We start from the raw sequence: 18,649 nt of genomic DNA on the forward strand, positions 1-18,649 counted from the left end.
CTGAGCCTGACAGGGGATAAACCCTGCTTGCGAAACCTTATGACAGGGTCAATTACACTGGCTGAATCCCCCTAGTCATCCAGACGGCACTGGCTGACGGCCGAGCCGTCAAAATAACATTCCAGATCGACCCATTGCCCCTCAAAACCACCCAGTGAAGCATCCGAGGCGGCGTAGCCCCAGATCGCATTTCCGGACACCGGACCTTGCAAACTGATCTCCGCTTCCTGCCGTTCAGGTTCGATTTCGCGCACCAGATACTGGCCAGCAACTAAGCTGCCTTCAAGCTCGACCCACTTCCCGTCCAGTGTGGCTTTCGTCAGGCCGTCCTCCAGACGAACCGTTGAGCTCATCAGCAATTCAATGCCATTCACAGACAGGGTGTCATTAACATACTGCGCTGCCCCTTCAAGACTGAACCGATCCGTTGTGATCTGAGAAGAAGACGATTCAAAGTCCACTTCCACCGCGCTCAGTTGACCCGTCTGGTTCAGCAGTTCCACCTCTACCACGCGACCGGTGACCAGATCAGACTGGGTGCCATCTTCGTAGCGGGTATTTGCTGTCAGCGTTACGACAGTTCGGCTATTGAGTTCAATGGCTGTTTTTTCATGGTTAACAAAAGTGATCACACCTTCAAGCTCTTTACCATCCAATTGTGCCGCCTCTTCGGCGTCAACCTCGGCAGCCCGGAAGATACCGTCAGCGAACAGGCCCGTCACTTCAACCCACTGACCATTTTGTAACGGCTCATCATCCAGAGCCGCACCGGCAAAATTCACCACAGTGCCATTGATCGAGAACGTCTGCGCTGAGGTATCCAGCTGGCTGACACGGCCTTCCACTTCACTGATTGCTGTGGTATCGATCGCCTGCACGGCAGTCAGGGTCAGGCTGCCATCCGCCTGCGGCTGGGCGAAAAGCAGCACAAAATCCCCCACCTGCACGCTCGCCGCCACCTGTCCCAGCAGCACAGCCTGACCATTGACTGTGATGGACTGCCCGTCGACGGCGGTCACTTCACCGCTCATGAAAGGCTCAAGCTCAATCTCACTCACCCTGCCATCATCACTGTCGATTTCAACCTGCATCCCTGAAGTCACATCCGTCAGTAAAAGAGGCTGGTCCTGATAAGAAACACCGGCCGATGCGATATCCAGGCTGCGACCATTCACCGTCATTGTCGCTTGTTCAGCCTGCACACTGTCTACTGTGCCAAGCAAAGTCCCTGAATAGGCCTGCTGCCCGTCAGCATCGCTGCCTGAACCGCTGCCACCACAGGCGCTCAGCAAGCCGCCCAACACGGCAACTGAAAGAATTTTTTTCATGATTTCTGACCCTTATGTTCGCTTTCATTCTCGATACGGCATATGGTATGCAATGAGATGTGAAGCGTTCGTGAAGAGGTATAAAGGAGGCTGCATGCGGGTTCTGGTAGTGGAAGATAACCATAAAATCTCGGAAACCATTGCCGATTATCTGGAGCTGGAAGGCATGGAAACTGACTTTGCCTTTCACGGCGAAGCCGCGCTGGCTCTGGTCGCAGAAAACCATTTTGACGTCATTATAATGGACATCATGATGCCAAGGGCGGACGGTATTACTACTGTGCAGAAGCTGCGCCAGGAGCTGTTCTGCAACACACCCATTTTGTTTCTCACAGCCAAAGACGGCCTGGACAGCAAAGTGGCGGCGTTTAATGCCGGTGGTGATGATTACCTGCTCAAACCCTTTGCGATGGAAGAGCTGACTCTGCGCCTGAGAGCCCTTGCCAGCCGGGGGCCACGGCAAGATATAGGGACACTTTCCTACGCGGATATCAGGCTAAACCCGCAGACAGAAGAAGTCACCCGCAATGGCCAGCCATTAAAACTCAGCCGCATTCAGTTCAAAATTCTCCGGCTGTTGTTACGCCAGGCACCGGCTGTTGTTAGTCGGCAGGAAGTGATTGATGCCGTATGGGGTGAAGATGCACCGCCCAGCGATGCGTTGCGCAGCCATGTTTACAGCTTGCGAAATGCCCTCGACAAAGGATTTGAGACCAGCAGATTAGAGACAATTCATGGCAAAGGTTACCGACTCAAAAGCTGATCGCGTCTATCCCAGCATTTTTCATCGTCTGAGGATCAGTTTTTTACTGCTCACCCTGGCGATGTTCGGGTTATTTGGTTCGGTCATTTTCATCGCTGAAGAACAACTCGAGATAATCAGTCTGCACCACTGGCTGGATACTGAGGCCAATCAGTATGCCCAGCAATACCTGACCACAGGCAATGACACTCCGCTGCCAAACCCTGAGGAGTTTGCCAGTTACTGGAGCGAAGAGGCCCTGCCGCACTGGCTGGTTCCCTATAATAAGCCCGGTTTTTACGAACACTTGCTCGGCACCGAAGATAAGCACTTTACCGTGATTGAGCACCCCTCCGGCCAAGGACTTTTCTATCTGGTCTTTCAGGACGATGCCGATGACTATCTTGACGAGTACGAGAACAGCCTGCACAGCATCACACTGCTCCTTGGTATAGCGGTGACTCTGGCCATCGCAGCTTATGGGGTGTACCTGTCACGGACCTTGTCTCAGCCGTTGATCGCTATCCAGAAGAAAATTGGCCGGATGCCACCTGGCGAGCCTGTCTTTGATCTGGATACCGCCTTTAGCGAAACCCGAGCCATTGAACAAAGCCTGCGCGACAGTAAGCTCAACATCGCAAAATTTTTTCAGCGCGAGCAGGAATTCAGCCGGTTTGCTTCCCATGAGCTCAGAACACCTATCATGGTGATTAAAGGGTCGGCAGATATACTCAAAAGGATCCCGGAGCAACCCCGCATTGCGCAAAAGGCCATAGACCGCTTACAGCAAGCCAGTCAGGAGATGACATTATTGACAGAGACTTTCCTGCTCCTTGGCCGCGAACAGATTGATGACAGCTTCTTTTCGTCCTGTCATATCGCCGCTATTTTGCAGCAGCAACTGGATGAGCTTTCCCCCTTATTTGCCCGTCAGAATACCTGCTACGCGCTTTCACTCCATAACACGGCGACTGTGCAGGCACCGGAAAGTTTTGTCTCGATTATTATCAGCAACCTGATCAAAAATGCCTTCAGCTACAGCATAGGTAATATTGAAATCGCCCTTAACGGCATTCAACTAAGCATTGCCAACAGGCATGGCGGGCACGATACAGAAAACGCCGGTTATGGCTGCGGACTGGTGATCGTCAGCCGGATATGCGAAAGAATGGGATGGGATTATCAGGTAGAAGATGATGGCGAAGTATTTACCACCCACCTGACGTTCAGCAACAGTCGCCAGGCATAAACAAACAAGCCGCCTTAACAGGCGGCTTGACGGCAGATGCTCTTTACTCAGGCATTGTCGCGTTCGAAGGCCGCCATGAAGTCGACCAGCGCCTGAACGCCTTCAATCGGCATCGCATTATAAATTGAAGCTCGCATACCACCAACCACACGGTGACCCGCCAGGGCTTTCAAACCCGCGGCATCCGCCTGTTGCAAGAAGGCTTTATCCAGTGCCGCATTTTTCAGCTGGAAAGGGACATTCATCAATGAACGGTTAGCCTGATGCACTTCATTGCGATAAAAATCAGACTGATCAATAAAGTCATACAGTAATTTCGCTTTCGCTTCATTGCGCGCCTGCATCACCTCTACGCCACCGATGGCTTTCAGCCACTTGAACACTTCACCGGCCAGATACCAGGCAAAGGTGGGTGGTGTATTAAACATAGATTCTTTCTCTGCCAGCACTTTGTAATCCAGTATGCTTGGCAGGATGTCTTTGGCCAGCCCCAGTAAATCATCACGAACAATCACGATTGTCAGGCCGGCAGGGCCGATATTTTTCTGCGCTCCGGCGTAGATCACCCCGTACTGCGACACATCGATTTTGCGCGACAAAATGGTAGAAGACATATCGGCGACAATCGGTTTGTCCGTCTGCGGCAGGTCACGGATCTCAATACCGTCGATCGTCTCATTCGGGCAGAAATGCACATAGGCCGCCTGTTCAGTCAGCGCCCAGTCACTCGCCGGCAGAACGGCTTTTTTGCCATCACGCTCGCACGTGATATCGATAACATTTGGCTGGCAATATTTCTGGGCTTCGTCGATAGCACTGTGCGCCCAGTAGCCGCCGTCAATGTAATCCGCCGTAGTGGCATCGCCCAGCAGGTTCATCGGCACGGCAGCAAACTGTGCCCGTGCGCCACCGTGGCAGAAAAGAACATGGTAGTTGTCAGGAATAGCCATCAGGTCACGTAAATCGCGCTCGGACTGTTCTGCTACAGCGATAAAGTCTTTACTTCGATGGCTGATCTCCATAACCGAGGTTCCCAGACCATTCCAGTTCACCAATTCCTGTTGGGCTTTTACCAACACTTCTGCTGGCATCATTGCTGGACCTGCACAAAAGTTATAAACCTTATCCATGATGAGAAACATGCTCCTGCTTTGCGAAAATGTGGTGACCCTGTTATCAACATCATGAATAACTGGATCTGTGTTTTATTTTTTTACACCTTTCATTCGTTGCTGAAAACCTTTTTTGTTGAGTAAACAATAAAAAATACCGATAAGCGTCAGCGAAACAAACAAAAGAGGCATTTTGCTAAAAAAATGTTATAAAAAAACGCAGCTCTTGAGCTGCGTTTTTATGGTTAAGCTAACAATCAGTCTTCGCTGCTGTCTTTGGCTTCATCGCCTTCTTCAGGCAATACCGCATCGGTATCCGTTGTCACTTCCGCCACAACCTCTTCGCCATCAACTTGCAGTAACTCGTCATCCTCAGGTTCCTCAATACGCTGAAGACCAACAACTTGTTCATCTTCTGCAGTACGGATAAGGGTAACCCCCTGAGTATTTCGACCTACGCGGCTGACTTCTGCGACACGGGTACGCACCAGAGTACCGGCATTGGTGATCATCATGAATTCATCACCCTCCTGTACCTGAACCGCACCGACCACAGAGCCATTACGCTCGGAGACCTTGATGGAAACAACACCCTGAGTTGCACGGCTCTTCGCTGGGTACTCTTCCAGGCTGGTACGCTTACCGTAACCGTTTTCAGTCACAGTCAGCACGTCGCCTTCATTACCAGGGACGATGAGCGACACCACTTTGTCGTCGTTGGCCAGCTTGATACCGCGGACACCTGCCGCTGTACGGCCCATGCCACGCACTTGCTCTTCAGAGAAGCGCACCACTTTACCGGCGGCAGAGAACAACATGATGTCATTGCTGCTGTCAGTGATATTCACACCAATCAGTGAGTCACCTTCACGCAGGTTCACCGCAATAATACCGGCGCTGCGAGGACGGCTGAAATCCGTCAACGGTGTTTTCTTAACCGTACCGTCAGCCGTTGCCATGAAGATAAACTTATCTTCTTCATATTCTTTCACCGGCAGAATCGCGGTAATACGCTCATTCTCTTCCAGCGGCAGAATATTCACAATCGGCTTGCCACGTGCTGTCCGGCTAGCCTGCGGCAACTGATAAACCTTCAGCCAGTACATACGGCCGCGGCTTGAGAAGCACAGGATAGTATCGTGGGTATTGGCAACCAGCAGACGCTCGATGAAGTCTTCATCCTTCATACGCGTTGCTGCTCGGCCTTTACCACCGCGACGCTGTGCTTCGTAATCAGCCAGCAACTGATATTTCACATAGCCATGGTGAGACAAAGTCACCACCACGTCTTCCTGAGTGATCAGATCTTCCAGATCGATATCGTGGCTGGCCGCTGTGATTTCGGTACGGCGAACATCATTGAACTGCTCACGGGCAAGCTCAAGTTCACCGCGGATCACTTCCATCAGGCGCTCAGCACTGCTCAGGATCAGCATCAGCTCTTCGATCTGAGTCAACAGACCTTTGTACTCGTCGAGAATCTTCTCGTGTTCCAGACCGGTCAGCTTATGCAGACGCAGATCCAGAATTGCCTGTGCCTGTTGTTCCGTCAGGTAATACATACCATCACGAACACCCAGCTCAGCAGCCAGCCACTCAGGACGAGCCGCATCAACACCGGCACGTTCCAGCATGGCCGCCACGTCACCCAACTGCCATGGACGGGCCAGCAGGCCTTCACGGGCAATTTGCGGCGTCGCCGCCTGACGGATCAGATCGATGATTTCATCAATATTGACCAGTGCAATCGCCAGACCTTCCAGAATATGCGCACGCTCACGCGCTTTACGCAGTTCAAAGATGGTGCGGCGTGTCACGACTTCACGGCGGTGGTTAACAAAGCTTTCCAGCATCTCTTTCAGATTGAAAAGCTTAGGCTGGCCATTTTTATCCAGCGCCACCATGTTGATACCGAACGTGGTCTGCAGCTGAGTCTGCGCATACAGGTTGTTCAGTACCACCTCAGCCACAGCGTCACGACGACACTCAATAACAATGCGCATGCCGTCTTTATCAGACTCATCACGCAGTGCACTGATGCCTTCGACTTTTTTCTCTTTGACCAGTTCAGCGATTTTTTCAATCAGACGCGCTTTATTGACCTGATAGGGAATCTCGGTGACAACGATGGTTTCTTTACCATTTTTGTCTGATTCAATATCGGCTTTAGAGCGCATGTAAACTTTACCGCGCCCCGTTTTATAAGCGTCAATAATACCTTTACGGCCACTGATCATCGCCGCTGTCGGGAAATCGGGGCCAGGTATATATTCCATCAGCTGGTCGATGGTAATTTGATCGTTGTCCATAAATGCCAGACAGCCGTCAATCACCTCACCCAGATTATGCGGTGGAATATTGGTCGCCATACCTACGGCAATACCGGATGCACCGTTAACCAGCAGGTTAGGAATTTTGGTTGGCAACACAGCAGGAATGCGCTCTGTGCCATCGTAGTTGTCAACAAAGTCGACAGTTTCTTTATCCAGGTCGGCCAGCAGTTCGTGAGCAATTTTGCTCATCCGCACTTCGGTATAACGCATTGCCGCGGCAGAGTCGCCATCAATGGAACCGAAGTTACCCTGGCCGTCGACCAGCATATAACGAAGGGAGAAAGGTTGTGCCATACGAACAATAGTGTCGTATACCGCACTATCACCATGAGGGTGATATTTACCGATCACGTCGCCCACAACACGGGCAGATTTTTTGTATGGTTTATTCCAGTCATTACCGAGTACGTTCATCGCGAATAGTACGCGGCGATGTACCGGCTTCAGGCCATCACGCACATCAGGAAGAGCACGACCCACGATGACTGACATCGCGTAGTCGAGGTATGAGCCTTTCAGCTCCTCTTCAATGTTTACCGGCGTGATCTCTTTTGCAAGATCGCTCATGGAGCCACTATCCCTCAGGTAGATTCTGTCGTATTTTTATACGTGCAAGGTGCGGGAATATAGCATATTTCCCACTTAATAGGCACACCTTTCAGTGCCTTTCTTGTGAGTAATTTTACGAATTGAAAATAAACTCTTGTCCTTCTGTGCAATCCATGGGGGTTCTCCCCGCCATCAAGTGAAGGTTTTTAATACAGAAAAACAGTGACTGGCGAAAGATGCACCGGCATCACTGTATTTTCTTGCGACAGACCTAGGTTAGGCAAACAAGCATTTCATGTCAGCCGTCTTTCGCTATAATGCCCGCTCTGACATCAATGGAAATGGCGAGCAATAATGACCAAGCAGTTAAATGTCGATCCGGCAGAAATCAGTAAATTTGAAGAAATGGCATCACGCTGGTGGGATCTGGAAGGCGAATTCAAGCCTCTGCATCAGATCAACCCACTGCGCTTGAACTATGTGATCGACCATGCCGGCGGACTGTTTGGCAAAAAAATCCTCGATGTGGGCTGCGGCGGCGGCATCCTGGCCGAAAGCATGGCACGAGAAGGCGCAGAAGTCACGGGGTTGGACATGGGTAAAGAGCCATTAACGGTAGCTCGTCTGCATGCGCTGGAAACCGGCACTAAGCTGGACTACATCCAGCAGACGGTTGAAGAACATGCTGAACAGCACCCCGGACTGTACGACGTCGTCACTTGTATGGAAATGCTGGAACATGTGCCGGATCCTGCCTCTGTGATTGCATCCTGTGCCCGACTGGTGAAGCCTGGCGGCCATGTGTTCTTTTCAACCCTGAACCGGAACATGAAATCCTACTTGTTTGCGATTGTCGGTGCCGAGCAGGTCATGAAACTGGTACCTAAAGGTACGCACGATCACAAAAAGTTTATTCGTCCGTCAGAGCTGATGGCGATGGTTGATCTGACTGCGCTCGAAGACCGCCACATCACCGGCTTGCACTACAACCCACTGACCGACACCTACAAGCTGGGCCGTAACGTGGACGTGAATTATATCCTGCACACAGTAAAACCTGAATAAACAGCCTGTCTCACTACAGCCAGGCTACTTGCTCAGGTCTGGCTGACCCCTCCTTTCTTCCGCGTTTGATCCAATGCCCGGATTATGCCCATAATCATACGGCTTCGCCGTTTTACTGATATGCTTTAAGCACATTCATTGCACACGCTTTATCAGCCTTTGAGATAAGGACACAGCCTATGTTGGGGTATCGGATTGACGCTGTACTTTTTGATCTGGACGGCACCTTGCTTGATACCGCTCCGGATATGGCAAGAGCGGCTAACAGAGTGCTTGCAGATTACGATGTTCAGCCACTGACTGCAGCGCAAATCCAGGCGAATACCAGCTACGGTGCCAATGGCTTGATAAAAGCGGGATTTGGTACAATACCCGCGCATCTGAACCCCTTGCATCTCAGGCAACAATTCCTTGATTACTATCATGATGAAATTTGTTTAAAAACATCAATGTATGATGGCATTGATACACTTTTAAACTATTTGAACAAAAATAGAGTCCCGTGGGGAATAATGACAAACAAACCTGAGTTTCTCACTCAGCGCCTGCTTCCCTACTTCCCTGTTTTGTCTGAAGCAGAAGTCGTCGTTTGTGGCGACACATTAGACAAAGCCAAGCCGCACCCCGATCCGCTCTGGCATGCCTGCCAGCTGCTTAACATCCCACCTGAAAGTTGTCTGTATGTCGGTGACATTGAAAAGGACATGATTGCCGCGCGAGCCGCACGCATGCCAGGTGCTGTCGCTGGATGGGGATACATAGGTGATGAGCATCATCCCGACCTGTGGCAAGCTCAGGCGATCCTGCCTGAACCCGCCGCACTCATCCCCATACTGGAACAACATAATCGTAACGAAAGCGCCTTTTTTAACCAATCATGCTGCACGCAAAAATAGAGCGGAAAATCAGGAAAAATCAAGGGGAAAAAAAATTTTCCGGCGGAAAAAACAGGTGCTTTTTGTTTGCATTTTCCTATGACACTGGCAAGTCTGATGAAATAGGTGAGTACGCACTAACTATCCATTTTACATCCCCATGTTATCCACAAGCGGTCAAAAAATACCAGCTTGCAAATTCGTATCCTCACCACTATCTTGTTTGCCACATGGCTTAACACCCCAACATATAGTGTTTTGGTCTATCATTTTAAGTGTAACGAAGATCACAATCTTCCTTTACTTTTTTAATAAAATTGCAAAAAAGCACTATAGATCAGGGAAAACTGGGAAAACGATTAAAAATGAATCAACAGCTAACTGTAACCAAGCGTGATGGACGCAAAGAACGCATCGATCTGGACAAGATCCACCGTGTCATTACCTGGGCCGCTGAAGGTCTGGAAAATGTGTCAGTGTCGCATGTTGAGCTGAAATCTCATATCCAGTTCTACGATGGTATCAAAACAGAAGATATTCATGAGACCATCATTAAAGCAGCTGCTGACTTGATTTCGGAAGAGTCGCCAGATTACCAGTATCTGGCTGCCCGCCTTGCTATCTTCCATCTGCGTAAAAAAGCGTATGGTCAGTTCGAGCCACCGACACTGCTCGACCATGTAAGAAAAATGGTCGACAAGGGTAAGTACGACAAGCACCTGCTTGAAGATTACTCTGCCGAAGAAATGGCCGCGATGGATGACTATATCGATCACTGGCGCGACATGAACTTCTCGTATGCTGCAGTGAAGCAGTTAGAAGGTAAGTACCTTGTTCAGAACCGTGTCAGCGGTGAAATCTACGAAAGTGCCCAGTTCCTGTACATCATGATTGCCGCGTGTTTGTTCAGTAAGTATCCGAAAGATACACGTCTGGACTACATCAAGCGCTTTTATGATGCTGTGTCCCTGTTTAAGGTTTCCCTGCCTACACCTATTATGTCTGGTGTGCGCACGCCAACCCGTCAGTTCAGCTCATGTGTCCTGATTGAATGTGATGACAGCCTGGATTCTATCAATGCAACCGCCAGCGCGATTGTTCGCTACGTTTCCCAGCGTGCGGGCATAGGTATCAATGCAGGTCGTATTCGTGCCCTGGGTTCTGAAATCCGTGGCGGCGAAGCTTTCCATACCGGCTGTATTCCGTTCTACAAGTATTTCCAGACCGCGGTAAAATGCTGTTCTCAGGGCGGTGTTCGTGGTGGCGCTGCCACACTGTTCTACCCAATCTGGCACCGCGAAGTTGAATCTCTGCTGGTACTGAAAAACAACCGTGGTGTTGAAGAAAACCGTGTCCGTCACATGGATTACGGTGTTCAAATCAACAAACTGATGTATACCCGTCTGATCAAAGGCGAGACCATCTCTCTGTTCTCACCGTCGGATGTACCTGGGCTATATGATGCTTTCTTTGCCGATCAGGAAGAGTTTGAACGCCTGTATGTGAAGTATGAGCAAGACGACAGCATCAAAAAGCAAACAGTGAAAGCCATCGATCTGTTCTCTCTGCTGATGCAAGAGCGTGCGTCTACCGGCCGTATTTATATCCAGAACGTTGACCACTGTAATACTCACAGCCCGTTTGACCCGGCGGTGGCGCCAATTCGCCAGTCTAATCTGTGCCTGGAAATCGCGCTGCCAACCAAACCGCTGACCAACGTTGAAGATGAAAACGGTGAAATCGCACTGTGTACGCTGTCTGCGTTCAACCTGGGTGCTATCGAGAACCTGGATGAGCTGGAAGAAATGGCAGAGCTGACCGTCCGCGCTTTGGATGCCCTGCTGGACTACCAGGATTATCCGCTGCCTGCAGCTCGTCGTGCGACCATGAACCGCCGTACTCTGGGTGTGGGTGTGATCAATTTTGCTTACTATCTGGCAAAACACGGTGTGCGTTATTCAGACGGCAGTGCGAACAACCTGACTCACCAGGCGTTTGAGGCCATTCAGTACTACCTGCTGAAAGCGTCTGTCGGCCTGGCTAAAGAGCGCGGCGCTTGCCCGGCGTTCAATGAAACCACCTATTCGAAAGGTATCCTGCCCATTGATACCTATAAGAAAGATTTGGATAAAATCTGTGGTCAGGAACTGCGTTATGACTGGGATGCGCTGCGTCAGGAAATCATGACTCACGGCCTGCGTAACTCAACGCTGTCTGCTCTTATGCCGTCTGAGACATCGTCTCAGATTTCTAACGCAACAAATGGTATTGAGCCACCTCGTGGTTTCGTCTCCATCAAAGCGTCTAAAGACGGCATCCTGAAGCAGGTGGTTCCTGAATACAATAAATACAAAGACAACTATGAGTTGCTTTGGAACATTGGCAGCAATGATGGCTACCTGCAACTGGTCGGTATCATGCAGAAGTTCGTCGATCAGGCGATTTCCGCGAATACCAACTACGACCCGAGCATTCAGCCAGGTGGCAAAGTGCCAATGAAACTCCTGCTCAAGGACCTGCTGACAGCGTATAAACTCGGCGTTAAAACTCTGTATTATCACAACACCCGCGATGGTGCTTCTGATGCGCAGGGCGATGTCGCTGCAGACGACTGCACCAGCTGCAAGATTTAATAACTAACAAAAACAAATGGGAGCTTCGGCTCCCCTTTGATGCTGAGGACACAATGGCATACAGTACTTTCTGTAAAACTAACAACAACCCGCTGCATGAACCTATGTTCTTTGGTCAGCCGGTTAACGTTGCACGTTACGACCAGCAAAAGTTCGAGATTTTCGAAAAACTGATTGAAAAGCAATTGTCTTTCTTCTGGCGTCCGGAAGAAGTTGATGTATCCAGTGATCGTATTAACTTCAACAATCTGCCTGAGCACGAACGCCACATTTTCATCAGTAACCTGAAATACCAAACCCTGCTGGATTCCATTCAGGGACGCAGCCCAAACGTTGCCCTGCTGCCACTGGTCTCGATTCCTGAGCTGGAAACCTGGATTGAAACCTGGTCATTCTCAGAGACTATCCATTCGCGCTCCTACACGCATATTATCCGCAATATCGTTAACGACCCTGCTGTGGTATTTAACGATATCGTTGAAAATGAGCACATTATTAAACGCGCGGCGGATATTTCCCGTTACTACGACGAACTGATCCAGGACACCAGCGATTATCACCGTATGGGTGAAGGCGAGCATGTGGTCAACGGGGAAACCGTTGTGGTCAGTCTGCACGAGTTAAAGAAAAAACTGTACCTGTGCATGATGTCGGTCAATGCGCTGGAAGCGATCCGTTTCTACGTCAGCTTTGCCTGCTCTTTCGCCTTCGCTGAACGTGAGTTGATGGAAGGTAATGCCAAAATCATCAAGCTGATCGCTCGTGATGAAGCCCTGCACCTGACAGGCACTCAGCATATCCTTAACCTGATGCGTACCGGTCAGGATGATCCTGAGATGGCTGACATTGCCCGTGAGTGTGAACAGCAGAGCTTCGACATCTTTAAAGATGCTGCTGAGCAGGAAAAAGAATGGGCGGAATACCTGTTTAAAGACGGGTCGATGATCGGCCTGAACAAAGACATTCTTTGCCAGTACGTGGAATACATCACCAACCTGCGTATGACAGCCGTTGGCCTGAAACCCGCTTACCCGGGTGCCACTCAAAACCCGATTCCGTGGATTAACGCCTGGCTGTCTTCTGACAACGTACAGGTTGCGCCACAGGAAGCGGAAATCAGTTCTTACCTGGTTGGTCAGATTGATAACGACGTCAGTGCTGACGATCTGGGTGACTTCGAACTATGAGCCGATTGACCATTACGGTTAACGGACAACAGGTTTCTGGCAATAATGATGAGCCTTTATTAGTCCAACTGGAACGTGCAGGTTTACAGCCTGAGTACCAGTGCCGCAATGGAATGTGTGGAGCCTGCCGGTGCAAACTGATAGCAGGCCAGGTGGATCAGCGCGAGGCAATGGCCTTTGTCGCACCGGGAGAAATCCTTGCCTGCCGGTCGATACCAACCTCAGATCTGAGTCTGGAGTTTGATTACCAGGTCCAACTCTCTCACTCTGCGGTTAACGAGTAACCCACCTCAGCGCTGAACACAGCTCAACTCTGTGTCAAAAAAAGCCAGTCTGGAGTACCAGACTGGCTTTTTTGTTTCTTGTGCTGATTGAGATCAATTCGGCTCGGCCGGTAAAAACAACTCACTCAGCCTCTCGAACGATTCATACTGACCAATCACGGTCTGACCCGTTTGCCACCGGCGCAGCATATCCAGCATCAAAGTCGCGACCATTTTACGATGAGGCTTATTGGCATACTCCCGTCGGGTACGCACGTGCTGCGCCCAATCGCCGTTTGGCGTAGACAGGGCAATCGCAATACTGTTGTCATACAGCGGGCCACAAACCAGTGCCAGATCGGAACCCGTCTGCTGCCGGGCGGCGGCGGCCATTGCTAAAGAGGCCCCCATAGGCTCTGCGTCGCTCAAAGAGGGATCGACCTGGGTCGTCAACAACCATCCCTGACTTAATGCGGTCTGGGTCACCGGATTATCCTGCAGCCAGTTAAGTACATCACCGCCGGTAAACTGCTCTGCCACCGTTAATGTGAGAGGGGCTTTGGAGAAATGCGTGCCTATGGTATCGAGCAAGGTTTCACCGGCACCGACAATATTCTCACCCAGGCGCGCCTGAATTTGCGCTAACACGGCAGCGGCCTGGGCATCATTTTTAGGTGCAAACAACTTCACTTCGATAAAAGGCAAGTAAGAGCGGTAACCCAGCTGGAATAACGGCGGTAAGGACAGCGAAGCCAGAGTATCGTTGATGCCTGACTCTGATAATCCGAAGCTGTACAGCCGGTGACACTCAAGGCTTGCGACATCCGGGTGCAGCGATTTCAGCCTGGGCAGGATCTCGTCTTCTACCATGACCTTAAATTCACTGGGCACACCCGGGGTGAAGAACAAATGTGCACGATTCAGCTTCATCATGAAGCCGCATGCGGTACCAACCGGGTTATCCAGTACGTCGGCTCCCTCTGGCAACATGGCCTGCTTCAGGTTTGCCTGCGGCATTTCCCGACCCAGAGTCCGGTACTTCTCGATCATTTGCTCAACCCAGAACTCCGACTGCTCTAAGCCGGCTCCTGCTGCAATGGCTGCCGCCTGGGCTGTCAAATCATCGGTGGTCGGCCCCAGACCACCATTTACAATGACGATATCAGCCGTAAGGCTGCACTGCTCTATTTCCGATGCCAGACTTTCAAGCTGATCACCGACTGTAGTGCGTCGCGACAGCGCGAAGCCGTTCTGAAAAAACAAACGGGACAGCCATGCTGCATTGGTATCAACGATATCTCCATGCAGGACTTCTTCACCGGTACTTATCATGACAACTTGCAACATGTTGTTCCTCTTATTTATTCAGTTGGCACTTCACTGTAACACTTAGTCAACCACGAGAGAATCTTAAGCACTGATAATTGAAAACACCCTCTGGTGCAATGCATTACACTCACTACATAACAATCAGAACCGTAAACTTTAATTTACATAAAAATAAACAAAAGTTGACAGGTCATTTTTCTGCATTTAAAGTGTCCACCGTAAATTACGCCTGCTAATCAGTACAATTTACAGACAAAAACACCAATTGTTGTATAAATGTTATGAGTAAGTTCGCCATGAAAGTCTATTATCGTCGGCCACAGTGGTCGAGCGTGTTGTAAAGAAATCTGAACATATCAATTCCTTCCAACCCAGTGCACCATTGTGGCTATATTTTTTCTTCGGAGAGAATCAGCCTTACCGCCCCCCTCTCCCATTAATTAAACCAATAAAAATACAGGGAGTTTTTACTCGATGAGCATGAACAAAACCTTCGGCAGTACTTTAATTATTGCCGGAACAACCATTGGCGCAGGGATGCTGGCCCTGCCGCTGGCATCAGCCGGACTGGGTTTTACAACCGCCACACTGACCATGATCGGTATCTGGGCGCTGATGGTATACACAGCGCTGCTGATGCTGGAAGTTCATCAACATGCTGATCCTTCAGCCACGCTCCACTCGCTGGCGAAAGAGTTGCTGGGTACAAAAGGACAAGTTGTCGCCAACATTGCAATGATGTTTCTGTTTTACGCATTGTGCGCGGCCTATATTGCCGGTGGCGGTGCCCAGTTAAATGACAAGTTGTCCGGCTGGTTTGGGCTTGATGTCATGCCGCAGGCTGGCACAGTGTTGTTCACTTTGCTGATTGCGACTGTGGTATCGGTCGGGACACACTCGGTTGATTTGGTCAACCGTATCCTGTTTACGCTGAAAATTATTGCACTGGCTGTCATGCTCAGCCTGTTACTGCCGCATATTCAGGGACAACATCTGGTTGATATGCCGGTCGAAAAAGGCCTGCTCATCTCGGCTCTGCCTGTGGTGTTTACCTCCTTTGGCTTCCACGGCAGCATTCCTTCTATCGTCCGCTATGTGGGCATAGACATGAAAGCGCTGCGCAAGGTGATGATAGTGGGTGCCTCTGTGCCGTTAGTCATTTACCTGCTGTGGCAAGTCGCCAGCCAGGGCATTCTCAGCCAGTCTGATCTGATCGCCAATTCCAGCCTGGGCAGCTTTATTGCCGCATTGAGTACACTGCTCAAAAGCCCTATGGTCAGTAATTCCGTCTCTATCTTTGCAGACCTTGCGCTGGCGACCTCTTTCCTCGGGGTAAGCCTGGGCTTGTTTGACTTCCTGTCTGATACCTTAAATCAGAAAAATTCGAAGTCCGGCAGAGTACAAACGGCTCTCTTTACCTTCGTACCACCGCTGTGCTTTGCCCTGTTCTATCCGCAAGGCTTTATTATGGCGCTGGGTTATGCGGCGATTGCGCTCGTCATTCTGGCTATCTTCCTGCCAGTGGCCATGGTGCATGTTCAGCGAGGACAACGCCAGGCTATCGGTGAGTACCAGGTCAGCGGCGGCAAACCGGCTCTCATCATGGCAACCGGCGCAGGTGTGCTGATCATCACAGCACAGTTCCTCCAGATGGCAGGACTTATTCCTGCCGTCGGGTAAAGCACCATAAAAATGCACACTGAGTTTCATAATGTGAAGTAAGTGTGTGTTTACCTGTAAAGCAAGAGCAATTCTGGGCTTAGCTGTTTAGCTAAGCCCATTCTCAGACGTTAGCTCATCACTTGCACAGTGCACTTCCGAGCCAATAGATCCGCTGCCAGCTCACTATTTGTGCTTATTTATCATTAATTTACATTTACGCAACACGCACTTCCTGAATCAAGATCACGCTTTACGCCCTCTCGCATGTATGCCTCAGACAATTTAGGCTATCGTTGAGGCATTGCCCCTTTAAAGTCATTCCTTTATCTGGTATGAGCCAATTCTTTACGACCTTTGAATATCTGCAATCCCCGGTATGGGTTTTCGACATCGAAAACAAAGCCATTATCTGGGCCAATTCTGCTGCACTTCCCCTTTGGGAGGCAGAGAGCCTGAGTGAGCTTACCTCACGGGATCTGGGACAGGATATGTCCGACGCGGTAGAAGCAACCCTGAATGACTATTTGCAGATGTTCAAACGCGGTGAATCGCTAAAACTTTGGTGGAGCTACAGCCCCAAGAGCAAAGTGAAAAATGCATTGTGTCATTTCTCTGGTATCCCGAGCGAAGATGGCAGAATCGCTATGCTGGTTCATGTTATTTCTGAGGAAGCCAGCCTGAGACGTGAACTGGCATTTTCTGATGGCTCAAATCTTGCCCTGCTTTTTTCTTCTGAAGGTCAGTTGCTGAGTGCCAATCGCGCCTTCATTCACGCTTTTGGTGAACAGCTGGACAGCCTCGCCACTTTTGTCGGCGATATCAAATTGGCAGAAAAATGGTTGCATGATGCCAGTGAAGGACAAGTGGTCAACCACAGAAAGCTGTGCTGGACAGGCCGAAACTACGACTGGTTCAGCATTGATGGCAAGTGGCTGGCTGACAAACAACAGCTCTTACTCAGCCTGGTCAATATCAGCCAGGAAAAAGAGCAGTTAAAACAGGCGAAATACCAGTCAGAACACGACTACCTGACCGGCCTGCTGAACCGCAGGGGCATGATTAATGCTATCCACGCCTCTCAGCATTCATCACAGCCTTATACCTTGCTGTTTCTGGATGTGGACGGGTTTAAGCTCATCAATGACACCTATGGGCATGCCATTGGCGATAAGATGTTGCGGGCTATCGCTATCCGGCTCAGCGAAATTGTCAAATTCAACGGCTTGCTGGCCCGGTTTGGCGGAGATGAATTCATCATCCAGATTGACCACCGCCAGGTTGAAGATCCGGCCCAGTTTGCGCGAAAGCTCATTACCAATCTCAATAAGCCTTTTCACCTGAAAGAAGTGGGTGAGTTATCCATTGGCTGCAGTATCGGGATGGCCAGCTTCCCCAATGACGCAAAGAAAATTGAAACCCTCATCACTCAGGCTGACATGGCAATGCACCGTGCCAAACTGAGGGGCCGTAATCGCTGCCATCATTTCTCTCCTGAGATGGCAGAAGATTTATACCGTAAAATGACACTGCGCCATCACCTGACGCTGGCCATGGATGCTGAAGCCTTTGAACTCTATTACCAGCCCATCGTCGATCTGAAAAACAATCGGTTAGGTGGATTTGAAGCCTTAATTCGCTGGTACGATGAAGATCTCGGCCAGGTGGCACCGTCTGAATTTATTCCGCTTGCTGAAGAAACCGGCCAGATTGTACCGCTAGGAAAGTGGACGCTGAAACAAACTTGTATGCAGCTTTCACACTGGAATAAAGCCTATGGTAAGCGTTTTACCGTCAGTGTGAATCTGTCCCGGGCCCAGCTCCATGCCAGTCTCGCAACTTATATCGGGACATTACTCGAACACTACGACATTAACGCCAGCCAACTGGCGTTGGAGCTCACTGAATCTGCCATGTTGCAGGAGTATGATGACGCCAAACAGTGCCTCATCGATTTAGCGGAACTGGGCATTGAGCTTCATCTTGACGATTTTGGTACCGGTTATTCGTCACTCTCTCAGTTGCAGAACCTGCCCATCACTATGGTGAAATTGGATCAAAGCTTCGTGCAGGCCAATAATCAAAGCAGCCGGGCCATTGTGGAAGCGACCTGTGCTATCTGTGACAAGCTGAACCTGAAACTGGTCGCCGAAGGTGTTGAAACGCTTGAACAGCTGGAATATATCCAGCAGTGCGAGTTTGACTATTGTCAGGGATACTATCTGGGCAAACCCATGCCAGCCCATGAACTGGAACAGCGACAATTTAATCTGTTCAACATCATCCCCAAAGCCAGCTGACCCGATCTACCCCATCCAACGTCAG

13 protein-coding genes are annotated in these 18,649 nt (G+C 50.2%); 9 read left to right on the forward strand and 4 right to left on the reverse strand.

The genetic code is table 11. The features are described from left to right. Window positions 1-71 precede the first annotated feature (71 nt). Window positions 72-1,328 (reverse strand): DUF5666 domain-containing protein, encoded by a 1,257-nt coding sequence (locus tag P0Y67_RS09370; protein WP_342391667.1) that lies wholly within the window; start codon window positions 1,326-1,328, stop codon window positions 72-74. Window positions 1,329-1,422: 94 nt separating this feature from the next. On the opposite strand from P0Y67_RS09370, the gene P0Y67_RS09375 reads away from it, so the two are divergent. After that, entirely contained in the window at window positions 1,423-2,091 is a 669-nt protein-coding gene (locus P0Y67_RS09375) for a response regulator transcription factor (RefSeq protein ID WP_342391668.1), read from the forward strand. Beyond that, window positions 2,063-3,319 (forward strand): sensor histidine kinase, encoded by a 1,257-nt coding sequence (locus P0Y67_RS09380; RefSeq protein WP_342391669.1) that lies wholly within the window; start codon window positions 2,063-2,065, stop codon window positions 3,317-3,319. Before P0Y67_RS09375 ends, P0Y67_RS09380 begins: the two co-directional genes overlap by 29 nt. A gap of 47 nt (window positions 3,320-3,366) precedes the next feature. Here P0Y67_RS09380 and serC read toward each other — a convergent pair whose 3' ends face one another. Continuing rightward, complete coding sequence (gene serC / locus P0Y67_RS09385) at window positions 3,367-4,449, reverse strand: 3-phosphoserine/phosphohydroxythreonine transaminase (RefSeq protein WP_342391670.1); 1,083 nt, start codon at window positions 4,447-4,449, stop codon at window positions 3,367-3,369. 239 nt (window positions 4,450-4,688) lie between these two features. Further along, window positions 4,689-7,331 (reverse strand): DNA topoisomerase (ATP-hydrolyzing) subunit A, encoded by a 2,643-nt coding sequence (gene gyrA / locus P0Y67_RS09390; RefSeq protein WP_218383110.1) that lies wholly within the window; start codon window positions 7,329-7,331, stop codon window positions 4,689-4,691. Window positions 7,332-7,667: 336 nt separating this feature from the next. Between gyrA and ubiG the strand changes: the two genes are divergently transcribed. The 5 genes from ubiG (at window position 7,668) to P0Y67_RS09415 (ending at window position 13,357) form a co-directional block, all read left to right on the forward strand. Further along, window positions 7,668-8,378, forward strand: a complete 711-nt coding sequence (gene ubiG / locus P0Y67_RS09395; protein ID WP_342391671.1) for a bifunctional 2-polyprenyl-6-hydroxyphenol methylase/3-demethylubiquinol 3-O-methyltransferase UbiG — start codon at window positions 7,668-7,670, stop codon at window positions 8,376-8,378. A gap of 179 nt (window positions 8,379-8,557) precedes the next feature. Then, on the forward strand, window positions 8,558-9,274 hold the full coding sequence (locus P0Y67_RS09400) for an HAD family hydrolase (protein WP_051288292.1): 717 nt from the start codon (window positions 8,558-8,560) through the stop codon (window positions 9,272-9,274). A gap of 344 nt (window positions 9,275-9,618) precedes the next feature. Continuing rightward, window positions 9,619-11,886, forward strand: a complete 2,268-nt coding sequence (nrdA, locus tag P0Y67_RS09405) for a class 1a ribonucleoside-diphosphate reductase subunit alpha (RefSeq protein WP_342391672.1) — start codon at window positions 9,619-9,621, stop codon at window positions 11,884-11,886. Between the two features lie 53 nt (window positions 11,887-11,939). Then, window positions 11,940-13,073, forward strand: a complete 1,134-nt coding sequence (nrdB, locus tag P0Y67_RS09410) for a class Ia ribonucleoside-diphosphate reductase subunit beta (RefSeq protein ID WP_027253377.1) — start codon at window positions 11,940-11,942, stop codon at window positions 13,071-13,073. Next, window positions 13,070-13,357: a 2Fe-2S iron-sulfur cluster-binding protein gene (locus P0Y67_RS09415; protein ID WP_027253378.1), complete on the forward strand. Its 288-nt coding sequence runs from the start codon at window positions 13,070-13,072 to the stop codon at window positions 13,355-13,357. The genes nrdB and P0Y67_RS09415 overlap by 4 nt, the downstream gene beginning before the upstream one ends. A 93-nt stretch (window positions 13,358-13,450) precedes the next feature. On the opposite strand, the gene P0Y67_RS09420 is transcribed toward P0Y67_RS09415, so the two are convergent. After that, complete coding sequence (locus P0Y67_RS09420; protein WP_342391673.1) at window positions 13,451-14,683, reverse strand: CinA family nicotinamide mononucleotide deamidase-related protein; 1,233 nt, start codon at window positions 14,681-14,683, stop codon at window positions 13,451-13,453. A gap of 456 nt (window positions 14,684-15,139) precedes the next feature. Here P0Y67_RS09420 and tyrP point away from each other — a divergent pair, with 456 nt between their 5' ends. Then, the gene (gene tyrP / locus P0Y67_RS09425) at window positions 15,140-16,345 is read left to right on the forward strand and encodes a tyrosine transporter TyrP (RefSeq protein ID WP_342391674.1); all 1,206 of its coding nucleotides are present in this window, start codon (window positions 15,140-15,142) and stop codon (window positions 16,343-16,345) included. A gap of 314 nt (window positions 16,346-16,659) precedes the next feature. Continuing rightward, a complete protein-coding gene (locus P0Y67_RS09430; protein ID WP_027253381.1) occupies window positions 16,660-18,624 on the forward strand; it encodes a putative bifunctional diguanylate cyclase/phosphodiesterase in 1,965 nt (654 codons plus the stop codon). Window positions 18,625-18,649 lie beyond the last annotated feature (25 nt).

Origin of the sequence: Photobacterium sp. SP02 (assembly GCF_038519165.1) — a bacterium.
In the GTDB taxonomy this organism is placed as follows: Bacteria; Pseudomonadota; Gammaproteobacteria; order Enterobacterales; family Vibrionaceae; genus Photobacterium; species Photobacterium halotolerans.